The organism is Terricaulis silvestris (genome assembly GCF_009792355.1).
Classification (GTDB): Bacteria; Pseudomonadota; Alphaproteobacteria; order Caulobacterales; family Aquidulcibacteraceae; genus Vitreimonas; species Vitreimonas silvestris.
On sequence record NZ_CP047045.1, the window covers coordinates 297,090 to 314,635 of the forward strand.

At 63.9% G+C, this 17,546-nt stretch carries 20 protein-coding genes; 8 read left to right on the forward strand and 12 right to left on the reverse strand.

Annotated elements, in window-relative coordinates; genetic code table 11:
• Nucleotides 1–592: 592 nt before the first annotated feature.
• The 6 genes from rpoN to DSM104635_RS01475 are packed head-to-tail and all read right to left on the reverse strand — an operon-like array spanning nt 593 to nt 5,460.
• On the reverse strand, nt 593–2,074 hold the full coding sequence (gene rpoN / locus DSM104635_RS01450; RefSeq protein WP_158764486.1) for an RNA polymerase factor sigma-54: 1,482 nt from the start codon (nt 2,072–2,074) through the stop codon (nt 593–595).
• Nucleotides 2,075–2,087: 13 nt separating this feature from the next.
• On the reverse strand, nt 2,088–2,855 hold the full coding sequence (lptB, locus tag DSM104635_RS01455; RefSeq protein WP_158764487.1) for an LPS export ABC transporter ATP-binding protein: 768 nt from the start codon (nt 2,853–2,855) through the stop codon (nt 2,088–2,090).
• 40 nt (nt 2,856–2,895) lie between these two features.
• Entirely contained in the window at nt 2,896–3,438 is a 543-nt protein-coding gene (locus tag DSM104635_RS01460) for an LptA/OstA family protein (protein ID WP_158764488.1), read from the reverse strand.
• Complete coding sequence (lptC, locus tag DSM104635_RS01465) at nt 3,435–4,079, reverse strand: LPS export ABC transporter periplasmic protein LptC (RefSeq protein WP_158764489.1); 645 nt, start codon at nt 4,077–4,079, stop codon at nt 3,435–3,437. Before lptC ends, DSM104635_RS01460 begins: the two co-directional genes overlap by 4 nt.
• 50 nt (nt 4,080–4,129) lie before the next feature.
• The gene (locus tag DSM104635_RS01470) at nt 4,130–4,840 is read right to left on the reverse strand and encodes a hypothetical protein (RefSeq protein WP_158764490.1); all 711 of its coding nucleotides are present in this window, start codon (nt 4,838–4,840) and stop codon (nt 4,130–4,132) included.
• Complete coding sequence (locus DSM104635_RS01475; RefSeq protein ID WP_158764491.1) at nt 4,840–5,460, reverse strand: toll/interleukin-1 receptor domain-containing protein; 621 nt, start codon at nt 5,458–5,460, stop codon at nt 4,840–4,842. The genes DSM104635_RS01470 and DSM104635_RS01475 overlap by 1 nt, the downstream gene beginning before the upstream one ends.
• A gap of 141 nt (nt 5,461–5,601) precedes the next feature.
• Between DSM104635_RS01475 and DSM104635_RS01480 the strand changes: the two genes are divergently transcribed.
• Nucleotides 5,602–6,828: a PQQ-dependent sugar dehydrogenase gene (locus DSM104635_RS01480; protein WP_158764492.1), complete on the forward strand. Its 1,227-nt coding sequence runs from the start codon at nt 5,602–5,604 to the stop codon at nt 6,826–6,828.
• 12 nt (nt 6,829–6,840) lie between these two features.
• On the opposite strand, the gene DSM104635_RS01485 is transcribed toward DSM104635_RS01480, so the two are convergent.
• Both DSM104635_RS01485 and DSM104635_RS01490 read right to left on the reverse strand, forming a co-directional pair.
• Nucleotides 6,841–7,473, reverse strand: coding sequence for a DUF4168 domain-containing protein (locus DSM104635_RS01485; protein ID WP_158764493.1), 633 nt, complete (start codon nt 7,471–7,473; stop codon nt 6,841–6,843).
• A 96-nt stretch (nt 7,474–7,569) separates the two neighbouring features.
• Complete coding sequence (locus DSM104635_RS01490; RefSeq protein WP_158764494.1) at nt 7,570–8,037, reverse strand: MarR family winged helix-turn-helix transcriptional regulator; 468 nt, start codon at nt 8,035–8,037, stop codon at nt 7,570–7,572.
• A 51-nt stretch (nt 8,038–8,088) separates the two neighbouring features.
• On the opposite strand from DSM104635_RS01490, the gene hppD reads away from it, so the two are divergent.
• The 7 genes from hppD (at nt 8,089) to DSM104635_RS01525 (ending at nt 13,098) form a co-directional block, all read left to right on the forward strand.
• On the forward strand, nt 8,089–9,165 hold the full coding sequence (gene hppD, locus DSM104635_RS01495; RefSeq protein ID WP_158764495.1) for a 4-hydroxyphenylpyruvate dioxygenase: 1,077 nt from the start codon (nt 8,089–8,091) through the stop codon (nt 9,163–9,165).
• Nucleotides 9,165–10,226: an isoaspartyl peptidase/L-asparaginase family protein gene (locus tag DSM104635_RS01500; protein ID WP_158764496.1), complete on the forward strand. Its 1,062-nt coding sequence runs from the start codon at nt 9,165–9,167 to the stop codon at nt 10,224–10,226. The genes hppD and DSM104635_RS01500 overlap by 1 nt, the downstream gene beginning before the upstream one ends.
• A 93-nt stretch (nt 10,227–10,319) precedes the next feature.
• Complete coding sequence (locus DSM104635_RS01505) at nt 10,320–10,505, forward strand: hypothetical protein (protein ID WP_158764497.1); 186 nt, start codon at nt 10,320–10,322, stop codon at nt 10,503–10,505.
• Between the two features lie 40 nt (nt 10,506–10,545).
• Entirely contained in the window at nt 10,546–11,112 is a 567-nt protein-coding gene (locus DSM104635_RS01510; protein ID WP_158764498.1) for a VOC family protein, read from the forward strand.
• On the forward strand, nt 11,109–11,447 hold the full coding sequence (locus DSM104635_RS01515) for a nucleotidyltransferase domain-containing protein (protein WP_158764499.1): 339 nt from the start codon (nt 11,109–11,111) through the stop codon (nt 11,445–11,447). Before DSM104635_RS01510 ends, DSM104635_RS01515 begins: the two co-directional genes overlap by 4 nt.
• Nucleotides 11,447–12,097, forward strand: a complete 651-nt coding sequence (maiA, locus tag DSM104635_RS01520; protein WP_187448161.1) for a maleylacetoacetate isomerase — start codon at nt 11,447–11,449, stop codon at nt 12,095–12,097. Before DSM104635_RS01515 ends, maiA begins: the two co-directional genes overlap by 1 nt.
• The gene (locus tag DSM104635_RS01525; RefSeq protein ID WP_158764500.1) at nt 12,094–13,098 is read left to right on the forward strand and encodes a fumarylacetoacetate hydrolase family protein; all 1,005 of its coding nucleotides are present in this window, start codon (nt 12,094–12,096) and stop codon (nt 13,096–13,098) included. The genes maiA and DSM104635_RS01525 overlap by 4 nt, the downstream gene beginning before the upstream one ends.
• Here the strand turns inward: DSM104635_RS01525 and DSM104635_RS01530 are convergent.
• Genes DSM104635_RS01530 through DSM104635_RS01545 form a run of 4 tightly spaced genes read right to left on the reverse strand, consistent with a single transcriptional unit; the run spans nt 13,088 to nt 17,521 of the window.
• On the reverse strand, nt 13,088–14,572 hold the full coding sequence (locus tag DSM104635_RS01530; protein ID WP_158764501.1) for a hypothetical protein: 1,485 nt from the start codon (nt 14,570–14,572) through the stop codon (nt 13,088–13,090). The genes DSM104635_RS01525 and DSM104635_RS01530 overlap by 11 nt on opposite strands.
• 56 nt (nt 14,573–14,628) lie before the next feature.
• Nucleotides 14,629–14,838 (reverse strand): cupin domain-containing protein, encoded by a 210-nt coding sequence (locus DSM104635_RS01535; protein ID WP_158764502.1) that lies wholly within the window; start codon nt 14,836–14,838, stop codon nt 14,629–14,631.
• Nucleotides 14,839–15,492, reverse strand: a complete 654-nt coding sequence (locus DSM104635_RS01540) for a ribonuclease D (protein ID WP_407703504.1) — start codon at nt 15,490–15,492, stop codon at nt 14,839–14,841. It lies immediately after the preceding gene.
• 40 nt (nt 15,493–15,532) lie between these two features.
• The gene (locus DSM104635_RS01545) at nt 15,533–17,521 is read right to left on the reverse strand and encodes a TonB-dependent receptor (RefSeq protein ID WP_158764503.1); all 1,989 of its coding nucleotides are present in this window, start codon (nt 17,519–17,521) and stop codon (nt 15,533–15,535) included.
• Between the last annotated feature and the right edge of the window lie 25 nt (nt 17,522–17,546).

The following is a 17,546-nucleotide window of genomic DNA, read 5'->3' on the forward strand; positions in this document are numbered from 1 at the left end:
AGCCGTTGCGACGAACGGCTCAAATCTTTCGTGATTTGACGACAAGGCGCAAGGCTGACGTCATCGAAAGGGTCAGCGCGTTGAATATCTGCCTAGCGACGACCGCCTAGCCGTCGGTGTCGGTTCGATTTTCGTATATTTAATGCCGTGCGAGTTCGGGAAATTCGACTTCGTGAGTTACACTGAGGTCGAGGTGAGTGATGTGCACGTGTCCCCAGTGCCGTCCTGTGGCAGTTTACAACTGCTACGCCGGACCGTCGCGAGGATCTGAACTCGGATCGATTGCAACTCTACTCGCGGTCGCCGCGTCTCTCGCCACGATTTATGGCGTATTTTCTAATCGCGACCCGCAAGAGCCGCGAGTTCAGCGCGCCGATCAAACGGCGTATGCAGAGCAAACTGAATCAAACGCTGGACATCAGAAGCCGGAAAGCTGGCAAGGCCAGACCCCAGCTGCCGCCATAAACGGATGGCCTCAACATCAGACCGCGCCTCCGGTCCACTCCGGTGATCAGTGGGATGGTCAAATGCCGCCAGAAGCAGCGCAGATTTTGGAACGCATGCAGACCCGCCCCATGGAGGAGTGGGTTCCCTAAAGCCCGTGCGCCAGCTTGCGCTTGCGTTCAACCGAACTCGGAATCCGCAGGCTCTCGCGATACTTCGCCACTGTGCGGCGCGCGATGTCGATGCCTTTTTCGCGCAGGATTTCCACGATGCGGTCGTCGGAGAGAATTTCGCTCTCCGCTTCGCGATCGATCAGGCCTTTGATCTCGAAGCGCACAGCCTCGGCCGAGTGGCTCTCGCCGCCGTCGGATGAATTGATTGAGGCGGTGAAGAAGTACTTCAGCTCGAACACGCCGCGTGCGCAGGAGAGATACTTGTTCGAGGTCACACGGCTCACCGTGCTCTCGTGCATCTCGATCGCCGCCGCTACCGTCTTCAAATTCAGCGGCCGCAAATGCGCGACACCCTTATCGAAGAAGCCGTCCTGCTGGCGCACGATCTCGCGCGCCACCTTCAGGATCGTCCGCGCCCGCTGGTCCAAACTCTTCACCAGCCACGACGCGTTCGCCGCGCATTCGGTGAGGAATTGCTTGTCCTCTTCGCGCTTGGCCGTCTTCGACACCGTCGCGTAATAGCGCTGGTTCATCAGCACGCGCGGCATGGTGTCGGTGTTGAGTTCAACCAGCCAGGTCCCGTCCGGCGCCTGCTTGATGTAAACGTCCGGGGCAACCGACTGCACCGCGCCGCCGCCAAACCCTGCGCCTGGCTTCGGCGTTAGCGCGCGAATCTCAGCGACCATTTCCATCAGGTCGTCGCGATCGACTTCGCAGATATGCTGCAGCCGCTCGAAGTGGCCCTTGCCCAACAATTCCAGATTGCCGAGCAGCTTTTCCATCGCCGGATCGAACCGCCCGCGATCCTTCAGCTGCAACGTCAGGCATTCCGCGATATCGCGCGCCATCACGCCGACTGGCTCAAAGCCTTGCATCACGCCGAGCACGCGCAGCACATCGGCTTCGCCGCAAGCCATTTGCCGCGCCAGTTCGCGCATGTCGGCGCGCACGTAGCCCCAATCGTCCACCGCATCGATCAGCACGCCGCCGATCAAGCGTTCAACAGGGGAGAGGCCAGCTTGTGTCAGCTGCGCGTCGAGATGCTCAGCCAGCGTCAGGTCGTTCGCGAGCGTTTCTTCGATGCCCGGCAGATCGTCAAAGCCCTTGCCCGATCCCGCCTTCGACCAATCGGTCATCGGCGCGGCGCCCGCTTCGGATAATTCGTTGGCGCTCAGATCCGGCGCCATGTCGGCGACGCTGACGTCGAGCGCCGCTTCCGCAGGCGCAACGCCGGTATCGAAATCGAGTTGCTGCGCATCGCCGCTATCGCTCGCGGGTTTCTGCGCTTCGGCAGAGCCTTCCTCGCGCTCCAGCAGCGGATTGCGCTCGAGTTCGCCTTCGACGAACTCCTGCAGCTCAACGTTTGAAAGTTGCAGCAGCTTGATCGCCTGCTGCAGTTGCGGCGTCATCACCAGGGCCTGGCCCTGGCGCATCTCTAGACGGGGAGTCATCGCCACCGCGGCCCCCGGACTAGTGGTAGTCTTTGCCGAGATACCTTTCGCGCACGACAGCGGACCCCATCACTTCGGACGGCGTGCCTTCGAACATCACTTCACCGTCGAACATGATCGATGCACGGTCCACGATCGTGAGCGTTTCGCGCACGTTGTGGTCAGTGATCAGAACGCCTAGCCCGCGCTGCTTCAGAAACAGCACAAGCTCGCGGATGTCGTTGATGGCGAGCGGGTCGATGCCTGCGAAAGGCTCGTCGAGCAGCATGAACGACGGACGCGTCGCCAAAGCCCGCGCAATTTCGACCCGGCGCCGCTCGCCGCCCGAGAGGGCGGAGGCCGGCGCATCTTTCAGATGATCGACGCGCAGTTCAGCGAGCAGCCCATCGACGATTTCGCGGCGCTTCGAGCGGTTACGCTCGGAAAGCTCCACGATCGACATGACGTTCTGTTCGACGGTGAGACCACGGAAGATCGACGGCTCTTGTGGGAGATAGCCCACGCCAAGCCGCGCGCGTTGGTACATAGGCAGTGTTGTGACGTCCTGGCCGTCCAACAAGATTTGCCCCTGGTCCACGCGTACGAGCCCCGTAATCATATAGAAGCAGGTGGTTTTCCCTGCTCCGTTGGGGCCCAGCAAACCAACGACTTCGCCGCGATTGACGGTGACGGATACGTCCTTCACCACGCGGCGGCCGCGATAGGATTTCCCGATCGAAACCGCGCCTAGACCGCCTTGTGCGGTCTGGGCCTTGGCCGAACGGCTTGCAGCGCCCTCGGGGCTCATATGCACTCGCTGCGGCTAAGATTTCGTAACGATTGGCCGATCACTGGGGCGATTGGCCCGAATTTTGCCCTTCGCTCGGGACGAACACCCCGCGCACCCGCTGGCCAGGCGTCGGCCGGATCACGGTGCGCCGATTGCCGATGTTCAAAACCAGCGTCTCGCCGCGAATGACGTTCTCATCCGACGCCACCACGACATTGCCCGTGAAGGTCACGCTGTCCTGGCTGACTTCATAAACCGCGCGGTTACCGCGAGCCGATTGCGCTGGGCGCACATAATAGACCTCGCCGGTCGCGATCATGCGCTCGATGTCGCCTGAACCCAGCCCGCCTTGTTGATTGGCGGCGGCTGTTGAGTTGGAGAAATAGAGCGTGATCTGATCGGCCCGCAGCCGCGCATCGTTCTGCACGATGTCCACATCGCCCGTGAGCAGCAGACGCCGCTCACCGTCGAAATACTCGAGATTGTCGGCCGAATACGAAACCGGCCCGCCGCTCTCACTGAGCTGCGCGTGTGCGGCCGGAGCTGCGAAGGCGACAGCCAAGAAGGCGCCGGCGGCGATTGCGAAGGCTGTTTGCCTCATGGCGTCGGCTCCCCATTCTGTTGGCCGCGATCCGGAATCTGCCCGCGGACGCCACCGCGAAGCACTAAAGCACGGTCGCTATCCCTCAATTCATAACTTTCGGCCTGCAGCACGCCAAGGGGTCCGGCGCCTGTGACGCCGCCCCGGCCAGTCAGGGTGCCCAAGTTCAGGTCCACGATCATGTTCGGGGTTGTGAACCGGTTGCCGCCAGCGTCGGAAAACAGCACCTCGCCGTCAAAAATCACGGTTTTGGCCTGCGGGTCATAGATCCCCCTGGGGGCAAGCATAATCGTTCCGGCGTCGGTCCGATACACAGGCGCAACCAGCTCGATCGGCTGGTTCTGCCCCACGGCCTGTTCGGCCACCTCCGCCGAGAGCTGGTAGGGTCCGCCGTTTTCGGTGCGGCCAATAAAGCGGGGATTAAGCATCCGGAGCGGCTCGCGGGCGTCATAGACGCCGGCATTGGCCCCGCCCTGGATGGCGTAGAGCGCCATGAACACGAACACCGCCGCGAACGAGGCCCCGGCGCCAGCCACGAAAAACCGGCGCAGCCCAGCGATCAGACGCGAGCGCCGGCGCGCTTTCTTCAGCGTCGCGGCGCGTTTGGGGTCCCAGTCAAAATCGGCGAAATGGCGGGTCATTGTTCCGTTGCGCTTGTCGCGCGGGCGGGGGGCGGAAGCAAGGCGCTGGCCTAGCCCGGCGGCAGTGCGGCAGGCGCCGGCTCCGGCAGCGGCGGCAGCACCAGGTCCAGTCGGTCGGCCGTATACTCGCCCTCCGCAGGCAATGCGACGCCCCTAAGCTGCGACGACCATGGCGCCAATTGATTGCGCCGCGCCACATCATGGAACTGCGTCACCAGCGTAGCCGCGACGCGGCTCTGGCGGCCATCAAAGTACGCATAGCCCGACTGCCGCTGATCTCGCGGCGCCAGCACGTCCACCACCACGCGCACATTGCTATTTTGCTCCAGCTCCTCGGCAATCGGCTGCGCCGCCGCCGCATCGTTCTGTCCGCGCACGTGCAACACCAAAAGCCGCATCTCCGGCGCCGGCGCAAACAAACTGCCGATAACCGCGCCCACGCCACGCCGCTCTTCCTCCGCGTCCGGCGCCACGAGCGAGGCCGATTCCGCCAGTTCGCCGATCTCACCGGGGTAGGCGCTCGCCGTCGGTGGCGGCGCTTCCACCAGCGCCGGCGCCTCCGGCACCACCACGCCGCCTTCGCTCATCGCCTGCTCAAGCTGAATCACGCGTTCTTGCAGCCGGTCGCGCTCGCGCAGCAGCGCCGTGGTGACGCTGAGCGTCCACGCCGCCAGCGCGATTGCGATCACCGCGATCACAAGCTGCACCGAAAGCAGCTGACGCGTGCCATTGATCAGCGCTTGTAGGGTCGAGCGGGCCATCAGCCGCCTTCCGCGCGGGTCAGTGTGGTGTAGCGGTGCACGACCAGCGCCGCGCAAGCGCCGGCCACGCCCAGCATGCCGATCAGCGCGATCTGCAATTGCGCCACCGACATCACATCGTTGAACGTCGCCGTCACCGCGCCCGAGAACGCCGCCAGCACCGCGACCAGGGCAATCGTCAGCAGCAGAGGGGCGCCCGCCGCTGGCGTATGCGCCAGCAAGCCCGGCGCGCGCGTTTCGTGTGAGGGCGCTTCGCCGTTGCGCACCAAACGCTTTAGCGCGTCTTCCAACACGCCCCATTCACCGCCGCTGACATCCGCCGTTGCGATCGTATGGAATGGCTGCGGTGGTGGCGATGCATCGATGCGCACCTGCAGCAGTTTGCCGGCGTCGAGCGCGTCGCTCGCTTGCGCAATCACCGACACCGTGTTCGCCGCGTTCACGCTCCACACCGCCAAGATCGCCTTCGCCGCCTCAAGCTCGCGATCGACTTCGTCCGGATGCGCCAAAGCGGCGGCGCTGTCGCACCACACGCTGTAGCCAAGAGAGTTCAGCCGATCGGTGACCGGCTTCACGCGGTCCAGATCGAGCCGCGAGCATGCAATGAAAATGTCCGCCACGCGCGTCCCTTCGCCGGCGCCCCCAAACAATGCTAGCGGCACGCCATCCTGTTCGCGAGTAAAAACCGGTCTTGCGCCAACACTCTGGCCAAACCGTGGACACACGCCATATGACTTCTCGTGAGGAGGGATTTGGTCCGCATGCGTACGCTGATCATTGGCGCCGTGCTGGTCTTTGCCGCATGCACGGGCGAGGAGAGCAACGGCCAGCAACAGAATGCGTCCGGCGCAAGCGCGCCGGTCGCGCAGGGCGCGGCGAACACCAACTTCCAACCCGCATTCGCCGGCCAAACTCGCGCACCCGAAGCACGGTCTGGGATCACAATCGCGCGGCAGCCGCTCGGCGCGCGGCTGGAGCATCCGTGGGCGATCGTCTTCTTGCCAGACGGCCGTATGCTCGTCACCGAACGCCCCGGCCGCCTGCGCATCGTCACGCGCGAAGGTCAGCTCTCGGCGCCGATCCAAGGTCTGCCGCGCGTCGATGCACGCGGGCAGGGCGGTTTGCTCGACGTCGTGCTCTCACCGAGCTTCGCCACCGATCGCCTGATCTATTGGAGCTATTCCGAACCACGCGGCAGCGGCCAAAACGCCACCGCCGTCGCGCGGGCACGCTTGAGCGATGACGGCGCGCGCGTCGAAAACGTGCAACGCATCTTCCAGCAAAATCCCGCCTGGCGTTCCACCGCGCACTTCGGTTCGCGCCTCGTGTTCGATCGCGAAGGCCGCCTCTACGTTACGCTCGGCGAACGCTCCAATCCAGAACCGCGCGTTCTCGCGCAGGACTTGAGCGCCACGATAGGCAAGCTCGTGCGCATCAACGCCGACGGCACCGTCCCCACGGACAACCCATTCGTCGCCCGAGCCAACACGCGTCCCGAAATCTGGTCCTATGGCCACCGGAACATCCAGGGCGCCGATCTCAACCCCGATACCGGAGCGCTTTGGACTATCGAGCACGGCCCGCAAGGCGGCGACGAACTCAACATTCCCCAAGCCGGCCGTAACTACGGCTGGCCCATCATCTCGTACGGCGAAGACTACAGCGGCGCGCCGATCGGCGAAGGCATCGCCGTGCGCGAAGGCATGGAGCAGCCGGTCTATTATTGGGATCCGGTCATCGCGCCCGGCGATATGGATTTCTATCGCGGCGAACTCTTCCCTTGGCGCGGCGACATTCTGATCGGCGCGCTCGGCACAGCACAACTCGTGCGCCTCGATATCGAAGGCGAACGCGTCGTCGGCGAAGAGCGCTTCGATCTCGGCATAGGCCGCATCCGCGACATGGCGGAAGACGAAACCGGCGCGCTGTGGGTCATCACCGATGAGGACAACAGACGCATCGTGCGCCTGACGCCTCAACAGCAATGACCCGCGCGGACGTTATTGCGGCGTTGTCGCCGGTGGCTCGGTCGCGTCGGCCGGCGCCGCTGGCGCGGCAAGAGCATTGATACGCGCCGCCAGCGCAGGGTCGCTCTGCGCTTGCGCCGCGATGCCGTTGTAGGCTTCGATCGAGAGATTATTGGTCTGCAGGACCGAGCGAATTTGCGCCGCGATCACCGGTTGCTGCTCGGCCGGCGCCGTCGAAAGCGATTGGCTCAACGGATTGATCTCCGTGCTCGCCGCAATGAAGGATTGCAGCTGCGCGTCCGTGAACTCCGTGCCGACGCTCGCGGCGGCGATGCGGTTCGACAAGGTTTGATCGGTCTGCGCCCGCGTCGCGATCGCGTTGTAGACGTCCGGCGCGAGGTTGTGGGTGCTCAGAATCTGACCGATGCGCGCTTGATCCGTGTTGGGCGGCAGCGCCTGGATTTCCGTCCGCGCTGCGACAAACGCTTGCACCTGGGCGTCGCTATACATTTGCGTCGCGCCGGACGGCTGCGCTGCCGTTGCCGGCGCGCCGCGCGTCGAGGATGCCGCCGCGCTATCGCCATCACCTGAAGATGAGCAGCCGGCCATCAAGGCGGCCGCGCTGATGAACACCGCGTTCGCGGCGATCCGTGAAAGTCGTGTCATTATCTGCTCCGAGGAAAAAGTCATGCCCACTCCCCCCCCGTCAGTGGTGACGCACAGGAGCAGGCGACGGTTCCTCTTGGTGCTGTGTTTGGAACTTTAGAGGGCGCGCGCGGCGCTGAGCAGCCGATCGATCAGATCGTCCAACTGCGCACGCTCGCGGCTATCGAGCGCCGACAACAGCTTCTGCTCACTCGCCAGCGCGATCGGCGCGATGCGCGCATGCACGTCCTCGCCCTGCGCCGTGAGCAAAAGCGGCTGGCGGCGCGCATCGTTCTTGTCGGCGTTCGCACGCACGCGTCGCGCCGCGATCAGCTTCGCCACCGCGCGCGACACCGCGACTTTGTCCATCTCGGTGGCCTCCGCGATCTCTTTCGCTGTCAGGCCAGGGCGGCGTCCGAGCACCGCAATGATCCGCCATTCCGGAATGGTGAGGTCGAACGTCTTGGCATAACGCGCCGCGATCGCCCGGCTTACGCGGTTGGACAGGATGGAGAGCCGGTAAGGAAGGAAATCCTCCAAAACCAGCAGATCGGCCGGGGTCGTTTTGCGTTTCGCGCTTGCCATTGGTTTCAGATGAAACTAAATCGGAACAGAACGCAAGTGGCGAGGAGCACCATGGCCGACCTGTTCGAAAACCCGATCGGAACCGATGGCTTCGAGTTCGTGGAATTCACTTCACCCGAACCGGAAAAGCTCGCGGCCTATTTCGAGCAGATCGGCTTTACCGCCGTCTCCAAGCACCGCAGCAAGAACGTCGTTCGCTACAAGCAGAACGACATCAACTTCATCCTCAACATGGAGCCGTCTGGCCAAGCCGCGGATTTCCGCAGCGCCCACGGCCCGTCTGCGAACGCGATGGCGTTTCGTGTGCGCGACGCCAAGCACGCGCTGGAAGAAGCCATCAAACGCGGCGCCGAGCCGGTCGAGGGTAAAGTCGGCCCGATGGAGCTCAACATCCCAGCCATCAAGGGCATCGGCGGCGCCTATATTTATCTAGTTGATCGCTACGGCGCGCAGTCGATCTACGACATCGATTTCAAGCCGATCGAAGGCGCCGACGAGTCCAAGAACAGCATCGGCCTCACTTACCTCGACCACCTCACCCACAACGTTTTCCGCGGCAATATGAAAACGTGGGCGGACTATTACGAGAAGATTTTCAACTTCCGCGAAATCCGCTATTTCGACATCGAAGGCAAAGTCACCGGCCTGTTCTCAAAGGCGATGACCAGCCCAGACGGCAAGATCCGCATCCCGCTCAATGAATCGAAGGGCGACGAGGGCAAAGTCGATCAGATTCAGGAATATCTGCAACGCTACAAAGGCGAGGGCATCCAGCACTTGGCCTTCGGCACCAACAATCTCTACGAGGTCGTCGACCGCCTCCGCGCGCGCAATGTCGAACTGCAAGACACGATCGAAGCCTATTTCGACCTTATCGACAAACGCCTGCCAGGTCACGGTGAGCCGGTCGAAGAACTGCGCAAGCGCCGCATTCTGATTGATGGCGCGCCCAGCGAAGGCCAGGGCCTGCTGCTGCAAATCTTCGGCAAGGACGCGATTGGGCCCATCTTCTTCGAGTTCATTCAGCGCAAGGGCAATGAAGGCTTCGGTGAAGGCAATTTCAAAGCGCTGTTCGAATCGATCGAACTCGACCAAATCCGCCGCGGCGTACTGAAGGAAAGTGCGTGATGCGCGCGCTCCTCGCGCTGGCGCTGATTGCGCTCTCCGCCTGCGGCACCATCCGCGCCGTCGCTAATCCCGAGCCTGAACCGGAACGCTGGTCGATCGTCATCCACGGCGGCGCCGGCGTCATCGACCGCACCACGCTGACGCCCGGGCAAGACGCCGCGTATCGCGCGGCTATGCGCGACGCGCTCACCATTGGGGGCAATATCCTCGAAAGCGGCGGCACATCGCTCGACGCCGTCACCGCGACCATCTCGTACCTTGAAGACAACGAACTCTTCAACGCCGGCCGCGGCGCCGTGTTCAGCGCTGAAGGCCGCAACGAGCTCGACGCCTCGATCATGGACGGCTCAACCCGCGCCGCCGGCGCAGTCGCCGGCATGACGCGCACGCGCCACCCCATCCTCGCCGCCCGCGCCGTGATGGAGCACAGCCCGCACGTCATGCTGGTGGGTGAGGGCGCCGAGACATTCGCGCGCACGCAGAACCTCGAAGAGGTCGCGCCGTCGTACTTCTTCACCGAACGCCGCTGGCAACAGCTCGATCAATATTTGCGCGCCAACAACCTACCCGTCCCCGCGCGCCCCGAAGGCGCGCCGCCCGCGCCTCAAGGCTACCATCTTGAAGGCGCAGACGATCACCAGTTCGGCACCGTCGGCGTCGTCGCCTACGATTCACGCGGCAACATCGCCGCCGGCACGTCAACCGGCGGCATGACCGGCAAACGCTGGGGCCGTGTTGGCGATGCTCCGATCATCGGCGCTGGCACTTACGCGCAGAACGGCGTCTGCGGCGTCTCCGCCACTGGCAGCGGTGAGTACTTCATCCGCGCCGGCGTCGCCCGCGCCATCTGCGCGCGCATGGAGCTCAACAGCGACGACGCCGATGACGCCGCCAACTTGGTCATGCGCGAAGTCGGTGAGATGGGCGGCAGCGGCGGCGTCATCGTGATCGATGGCAACGGCCGCTACGCCTGGGTCATGAACACGCCCGGCATGTATCGCGGCCAACTCCGCCAGGGCGGCTATCCGTTGGTTCAGATTTTCGCGGATGAGGACGATTGAAGCAAAGTTCCCATCCGACGGCACCAAATGCCGCTTCCGCCGTTGATAGGCCGAACACATCCGGCCCTGAACACGAGGCCATGGGAGCGCGCCATGTCGACTTTCGTCATTTACGCCATCGGCTTTATCATTCTTCTCGCCGGCCTGATTTACGGCGCCGTGCTGCTCAACGTCCCGACCCAATGGATCGTGGTCGGCTCGCTCGTCCTGCTCGGCCTCGGCATTGCGTTGGGCGTTGGCAAGACACGCGTGAAGGACGTTCCTACCGATCAAACCTGAACGGCGCAGGCGCTCGCCTCGCGCACGAGGAGAGCGCCCCATGGCGATAACCAACGGCATCCATCACGTCGCCTATCGCTGCAAAGACGCCAAGCAAACCGTCGAGTTTTATCGCGACGTGTTTGACATGGACTACACGACGGCGTTCGCCGAGGACCACGTGCCGTCCACTGGCGAGTACGATCCCTACATGCACGTCTTCCTCGATGCCGGGAACGGCAACGTGCTCGCCTTCTTCGAACTGCCGAACCAGAAAACGATGGACCGCGATCAGAACACGCCGGCCTGGGTCCAACACATCGCCTTCAAGGTCGATAGCCTCGACGCGCTGCTCGCCGCGAAGGCGCGCGCTGAAGCCAAGGGCCTCGACGTGCTCGGTCCAACCGACCACGGAATCTTCAAATCGATCTACTTCTTCGATCCCAACGGCCACCGCCTCGAACTCACCGCCGACACCGGCACCCCGGAGGAGTTGGCAGAACTAAAGCGCGTCGCGCCCGCCATGCTCGAAGAGTGGAGCCAAACCAAAAAGGCGCCGCAGCACGCCGCCTGGCTCCACGAAAAAGCCCGCGCCGCCCACGCTGTGAAATCGCGGATCGGTGAGTGAGCTTGCTCCCAGAGGAATGGATCAGTTCTATTCAACTTTGGGCGCGGGCTATCCCAGAGCTCAAACAGGTCTTCCTATTTGGAAGTTACGCTCGCGGTGAGCAGGGAGCTGCCAGCGATCTCGATCTCGCAGCGATCATCGACGTAGGAAGAAAAGGCGACGACGACGACCTGGTCGTCTGGATGTTTAGTCACGACGATTGGGCCACCGCTCTGCAATCGCGTCTTCCCGTTTCTCTCGATTTGCAACTAGGGAATCCGGAGCTTTCATCTGACATTGTCGGACCGGCTGTGCTGGCTTACGGTGTGCTTCTTTACGAACGTGAGCCAACCTGATGCTGAAGCTCTACGATTATTGGCGTTCCTCCGCCGCCTATCGCGTCCGCATCGGCTTGAACTTGAAGGGCGTCGACTACGAGTCGATCCCGATCAACATCCTGCCCGGCACGGACGAGCAGATGCGCGAGCCCTATCGCTCCAAGAACCCACAGATGCGCGTGCCCGCGGTTGAGACGGAGCAGGGGCTGCTGACGCAATCGCTCGCGATCCTGGTCTGGCTCGATCAAACCTATCCCGAACCGCGCCTCACGCCGGCCGATCCCTGGCTCGGCGCCCAAGTCCGCGCCTTCGCGCTGACCATCGGCTGCGACATCCACCCGCTCAACAACACCAGCGTCCTCACGCGCATCAAGCTCGAGTTCAGCGCCGACGACGATCACGTCGGCGAATGGTATCGCCACTGGATCAAGCTCGGCTTCAACGCACTTGAGCACCAAGCCGAACAACGCGCCGAAACAAAATATGCCTTCGGCGACGAACCCAGCCTGGCCGACATCATGCTGGTCCCGCAAATGGCCAACGCCCGCCGGTTCAAGACGGATCTCTCGCCATTCCCGCGCCTGGTGGCCTGGGATGAAACCGCCCGCAAACACTCGGCCTTCATCAAAGCCGCGCCGGAAAGCCAAAAGGACGCAGTGAAAGCATGAAACTCGCATCACTCCGCCACGGGCGCGACGGCAAACTGGTCGTCGTTTCCGACGATCTTGCCTGGTGCGCGCACGAGCCCACCGTGCCGACGTTGCAGGCCGCGCTCGACGATTGGACTCACGCCGAACCGCGCCTCAAATCGCTGAGCGAAGGCGTCAACAACGGCACAATCCTACGCGAACGCTTCCACGAGCGCGAAGCTGCATCGCCGCTGCCACGCGCCTACCAATGGGCCGATGGCTCAGCCTACGTGAATCACGTCGCGCTGGTGCGCCAGGCGCGCGGCGCCAAGATGCCTGAAACATTCTGGACCGATCCGCTGATGTACCAAGGCGGCAGCGACATCTTCCTCGGCCCGCGCGACGCGATCCCTCTGAAGGACGAAGCCTGGGGCTGCGACTTCGAAGCCGAAGTCGCCGTCATCGTCGACGATTGCGAAGCTGGCATCAGCGCCGCGGAAGCGAAGAAGCGCATCCGCCTCGTCATGCTCGTCAACGATGTCAGCCTGCGCAACCTCATTCCAGCCGAGTTAGAAAAAGGCTTCGGCTTCTTCCAATCCAAACCGTCGTCTGCGTTCTCACCCGTCGCCGTTACGCCCGACGCACTGGGCGATGCATGGCGCGATGGCAAATTGCATCTGCCGATGCACGTCGTACTCAACGGCAAACCCTTCGGCGCCGCCGACGCTGGCGATGACATGACCTTCGACTTCGGCCAACTCATCGCCCACGCCGCCAAGACGCGAGACCTCGCCGCCGGCACGATTATCGGCTCCGGCACCGTCTCCAATCGCGGCGCCGACGAAGGCCCCGGCAAACCCATCAGCGAAGGCGGCCGCGGTTACTCCTGCATTGCCGAACAGCGCATGATCGAGACCATCCAGTCCGGCAAGCCAAGCACGAGTTTTCTCAAGCACGGCGATCGCGTCGAGATCGAGATGTTCGACGCCAAGCGCCACTCTATCTTTGGCCGGATCGAACAGGCAGTGGTCAAGGCGTAGGGGGCAACGTCGCGTCGGGAAAGTCCCGGCGTATACGCTGCATCACCTCCCGCTTCGATACCAACACGCGGTTCCGCGCCACCGCGCTTGGCATCGGCAAAGAATAGGCGACATCGTAAAACACAAACGCCGTCGCATAATCATACGCGCCGCCGTAACGGTCCCCGACATCTGTCCAATAAGCGGGATTGTAGGGAAGCGCACGAAGCGCCGCCGCTTGAAGCGCATCGACGTCAGTCGGCAAACTCGCTGCTCGAGCTTCCGTCAGAGCTACTTCATCGAAGCGCAGCAGCGCCAGCGCAAACGAGGCGTTGAGCGCGGGATGATCGCGATTCGGAGATGCCTGCGCACGCCGCATCGCCGCGATGACGGCCGCATTGTTTCGCTGCTGCTCGGCCATGCCGATTTCCAGCACTGACATGGGAGCGGGATCGGCGCTGGCGATCGCGCGCAGATTGTTGTTCAGCGGGCAGAGGGGATGCACCTGCGCGGCGCCCTGACACGTGCCCTCCAACTCCGGAAACATGTTGTAAGTCGGAAGCAGCAGCATGGCGGCGGCGGCCTGACCATCGCGCCGCGCGACGTCGTTGAGATGATCGCCCCAACTCTGCAGCGTCGGCGCGCCGCCTTGCGCGCGTCCCGCGACCGCATCGATGCCAACTTGTCCGATCCCGGCCGCGAACTCGCGATCCAACACTTCGCTTGTCGTGTTGCGCAGCGCTGCGCTGAGCGGATAGCGCGTAGCAACGGTCTCAACCGCAACAAGCCGCCAGCTCCGCCGCCGCTCTGCATCCGGCGCATATCGGAAAGACGTCTCCAGCTGCGCCGGCGCGCGGCCCGTTTCTCGAATGCGCCGATGCAAGGCCGGATGAGTCGTCATCACCGTGAACATCGTCGGCCAAAACGCCGCCGGAGGCGCAGCGCCATCGCTCGCCCTAAAGCGCCCAACGGCTCGCCCGCCGCAACGCATTTCGACGGCGCTCCCGCTTTGGCCAAACTCGGTTGCGCTCGCGCCGGATGCGCTTGGCATCGTCACGCCAAGCTCGGTGTCCGCATCGCAATCGTCGGCAAGCTGTACGCCGGCAGCCGACGCAATGCGCTGTAGATAAGTCCGGTTCTGACGCTCCATAACGCGGAAGACGATGTCGGCGAGGCTGTTGGTCGAGACGAAGGAGTCGCCTCGCAGGATGAAAGTCCGGTTGAGCTGGAAATCGCGCAGGAAAACCTGATCGCCTTCCCGTGTCAGCGACCAATCCGCCGCCACATCGATCGTGACTTCCGAGACGGCGGGGGCTTGGTTTGGTTCAATGCGCGTGACTTCGTAGCGAACACGATACGTGGCGTCGGCGGGCGCCTCGCGGCGCATCTGGCGATAGGCGGCCGCGTCAGCGAAGGGATCGGCAAACAGTTGCGCTGAGGCCGCGCACGGGGCCAGCCAAACAACAATGGCGACAAAGCCGGTGAGCAGTTTCATGCATCTCTCCGCCGGAGGGTCTAGCGCGGTTTTTGCCCCGCGTCACAGCCGAGCAGCTAAATCTCGTGCCGCGCAGCCGTCGCCGCATCACCCGTATTCGGCGTGCCGGTCGGTTCGATCAGCAGCACGTGCGCTTCTGCTTCCGCAAACGGCGCATGCTCCACGCCTTTGGGTACAACGAAAATCTCTCCGGGTTTCAACGTCACATCGCCGTCACGCAGCCGGATGATTACGTCGCCTTTCAGCACGAGGATTGATCTTGCCACTCATGAGTGCGCGAAAATATCGACGTCTTCCCAGCCGGCCAGATCGAGTGCTGAGCGCGTCGGCAGGAAGTCGAAGCACGATTGCGCAATCTCGGTGCGCCCCTCGCGCGCGAGCATCGCGTCGAGGCGATCCTTCAACGCATGGAGATGCAGCACGTCAGACGCCGCGTACGCCAGCTGTGCATCGGAAAGCTCCGGCGCGCCCCAATCGCTTGATTGCTGCTCTTTGGAGATATCGCGGCCGAGCACTTCCTTGGTCAGATCCTTTAGCCCGTGGCGGTCGGTGTACGTCCGCACCAGCTTCGACGCGATCTTGGTGCAATAGATCGGCGCGGTGACGATCGAGAGATCGCGCATAAACATCGCCACGTCGAAGCGTGCGAAGTGAAAGAGCTTCAGCACGCTGGGATCGCTTAGCACCCGCTTCAGGTTCGGTGCGTCATAGCTTGAGCGATCGAGCTGCACCAAGTGCGCCTCGCCGCCGCCGTCGGAGATCTGCACCAGGCACAACGGATCACGCACCAACGACAGCCCCATCGTCTCGCTATCGACCGCGACGGGTCCGTTGAACGTTACGCCGTCAGGCAGATCGCCCTTGTGCAGGTGGACGACAATGTTGCGTCCGTCGCTCGTGAGAGAAAGCTTCCGTGTCATCGGGCAGGGCCTTAGTCCAATTCGCGCGCCCGCGCCAGTCTCAGCGCGGCGTGCCGAGCCGCAAGCCCACCCGCAACGCCCGCGGTGGCGCAAAGCTCTCGGTTCCGTCCGCTGTCTCTGCGGTCTCGACATCCGCATCCAGCGCATTGTCGAGCGCCAGGTACACCGACGCGAGCGGCGAAAGCCGCTGCTCCACGCGCAAATCGAGCACGGTCGCCGCCGAAAGCACGCGCGTGTTCAGATCGTCCTCGAACCGTTCGCTCTCGTAGATCACGTCAGCGCTCAGCGTGGTCGCATCGAACGCGCGCCATCGCACGCCCGCACTCGCGGTCCACTCCGGCGCTTGCGCTGGCCGCAAGCCCGTCAGCCCCGGCGCCGCATCGCCGCCGTCGACCTCCGCGTCCGTGTAAGCAAACGCCGCGCGCCAGCTTAGCGCATCGCTGACCGCGACCCTCGCGTCAGCTTCAACGCCAACCGCATCGATCCGCCCCGCATTCTGTCGCTGCCGGTAGGCGCCGTCCGCCGGCACGAACACGCCCGGCGGAAACGTCCCCGGCCCCGCGCCAAGCGTGACGTTGACGATCGCATCGTCCAACCGGTTCACGAACACACCGGCATTCCACGACCACGCACCGTGGTCTGCGCCCACGCCGAAATCCGCGCCGTACAAGCGCTCCGGCTCCAACGCCGCGTTCGCCTCCGTCACATCATTGCCAACGCGGAAGGGGCGATGCAGCTCGTTCAACGTTGGCGGCCGGAAACCGGAGTAGGCCGCACCACGTACGAACATGGCGCCGAGCCCACGCCGAAACCCAAACCGCGCCGTCGGCGCAATCGTCTCGGAATCCTCCGGCGCAAACTGCAACGTTGGCGCGCCCGTCGCCAACAATCGCTCCACGCGGTCGGCCATCCTCGCGCGCGTCACATCCACCCGCGCGCCGCCCGAAAGCAACCACGGCCCCAGCACACGCCACGTCTCCGCATACACACCCGCCGTCAGCGTCTTCCCGCCCGCAACCCGCGACCGCGTGAACGCGCCGCCGACAAACGAGAACCGCTCCCGCGTCTCACCATCCGCCGTGCGCAAATCCGCGCCCAGCTCGAGCCCGCGATCGTCTTCCGTCCAGCGCACCGCCGCGTTGCCGCCCCACCCGACTGCTGGCGTGTGCAGCTGATTGTTCGCCGGCGTCGTCGCGCTCCGATCCGGCGCCACGCTCACCGATGAGTTCGCCAAGTCCGACGTCAGCGCCCAACCCTGAACGCGCCAAGCAAACGGACCGCGCGGCGCAGCCAGTGTCAAACTCAAGCTCGCGCCTTCGGATGTAGATTCCGCGCCTACCAATCCCGCGCTGCGTTGCTCCGAATATCCGCCCAGCCGCGCCGCAAACACCAGATCATCGCCGCGCCACTGCACCCGCGCGACGCCCGCCGCACTGTCGGACCACAACGCCGTATCCGCCGCGCCGCGTCTCTCGTGCACTGGGACCCAGCCATCACTCTGCGCCATCGACGCCGCGAGCATGAACGACAACGCATCCTCGCCGCCCTCGGCAAACACCGAAGCGCGCGCGTAGCCATCCTCGCCGCCCTCAACCGAAAGCGCCGCACCTTGTCCGCGCCGTTCCTCCAACTGCACCACGCCCGTCAGCGCGCCCGCGCCATACGGTCCCGCGCCCGCACCGCGCAGCACCGTCGCGCCAGCAATCGTCTCCGGCGGCAGCTGTCCCCAAATCACCCAGCCGCCAAACGGATCGTTCAGCGGCAAGCCATCGAGCGTCACCAGCGCACGCCCCGCGCCGCTCGGCGCAATCGCGCGCACCGACAAACCTTGGATCGTCGGATTCGCCGCAGCGCTATCATTGCGCCGGAAAAGGGCCACGCCCGGCGCCGTGCGCAACGCTTCATCTAGCCGCGTCGCGTTCGCCAGCGCCGCCGGATCGATCTCAAACGTCGCGTAAGTGTCCTCGCTTGGCGCCTCCGGCAAACGCGGCGCGACAATCACGATCTCGGCGGGGACGTCCGCATCCATGATGAAAAGCCTAACCGCGCGACCT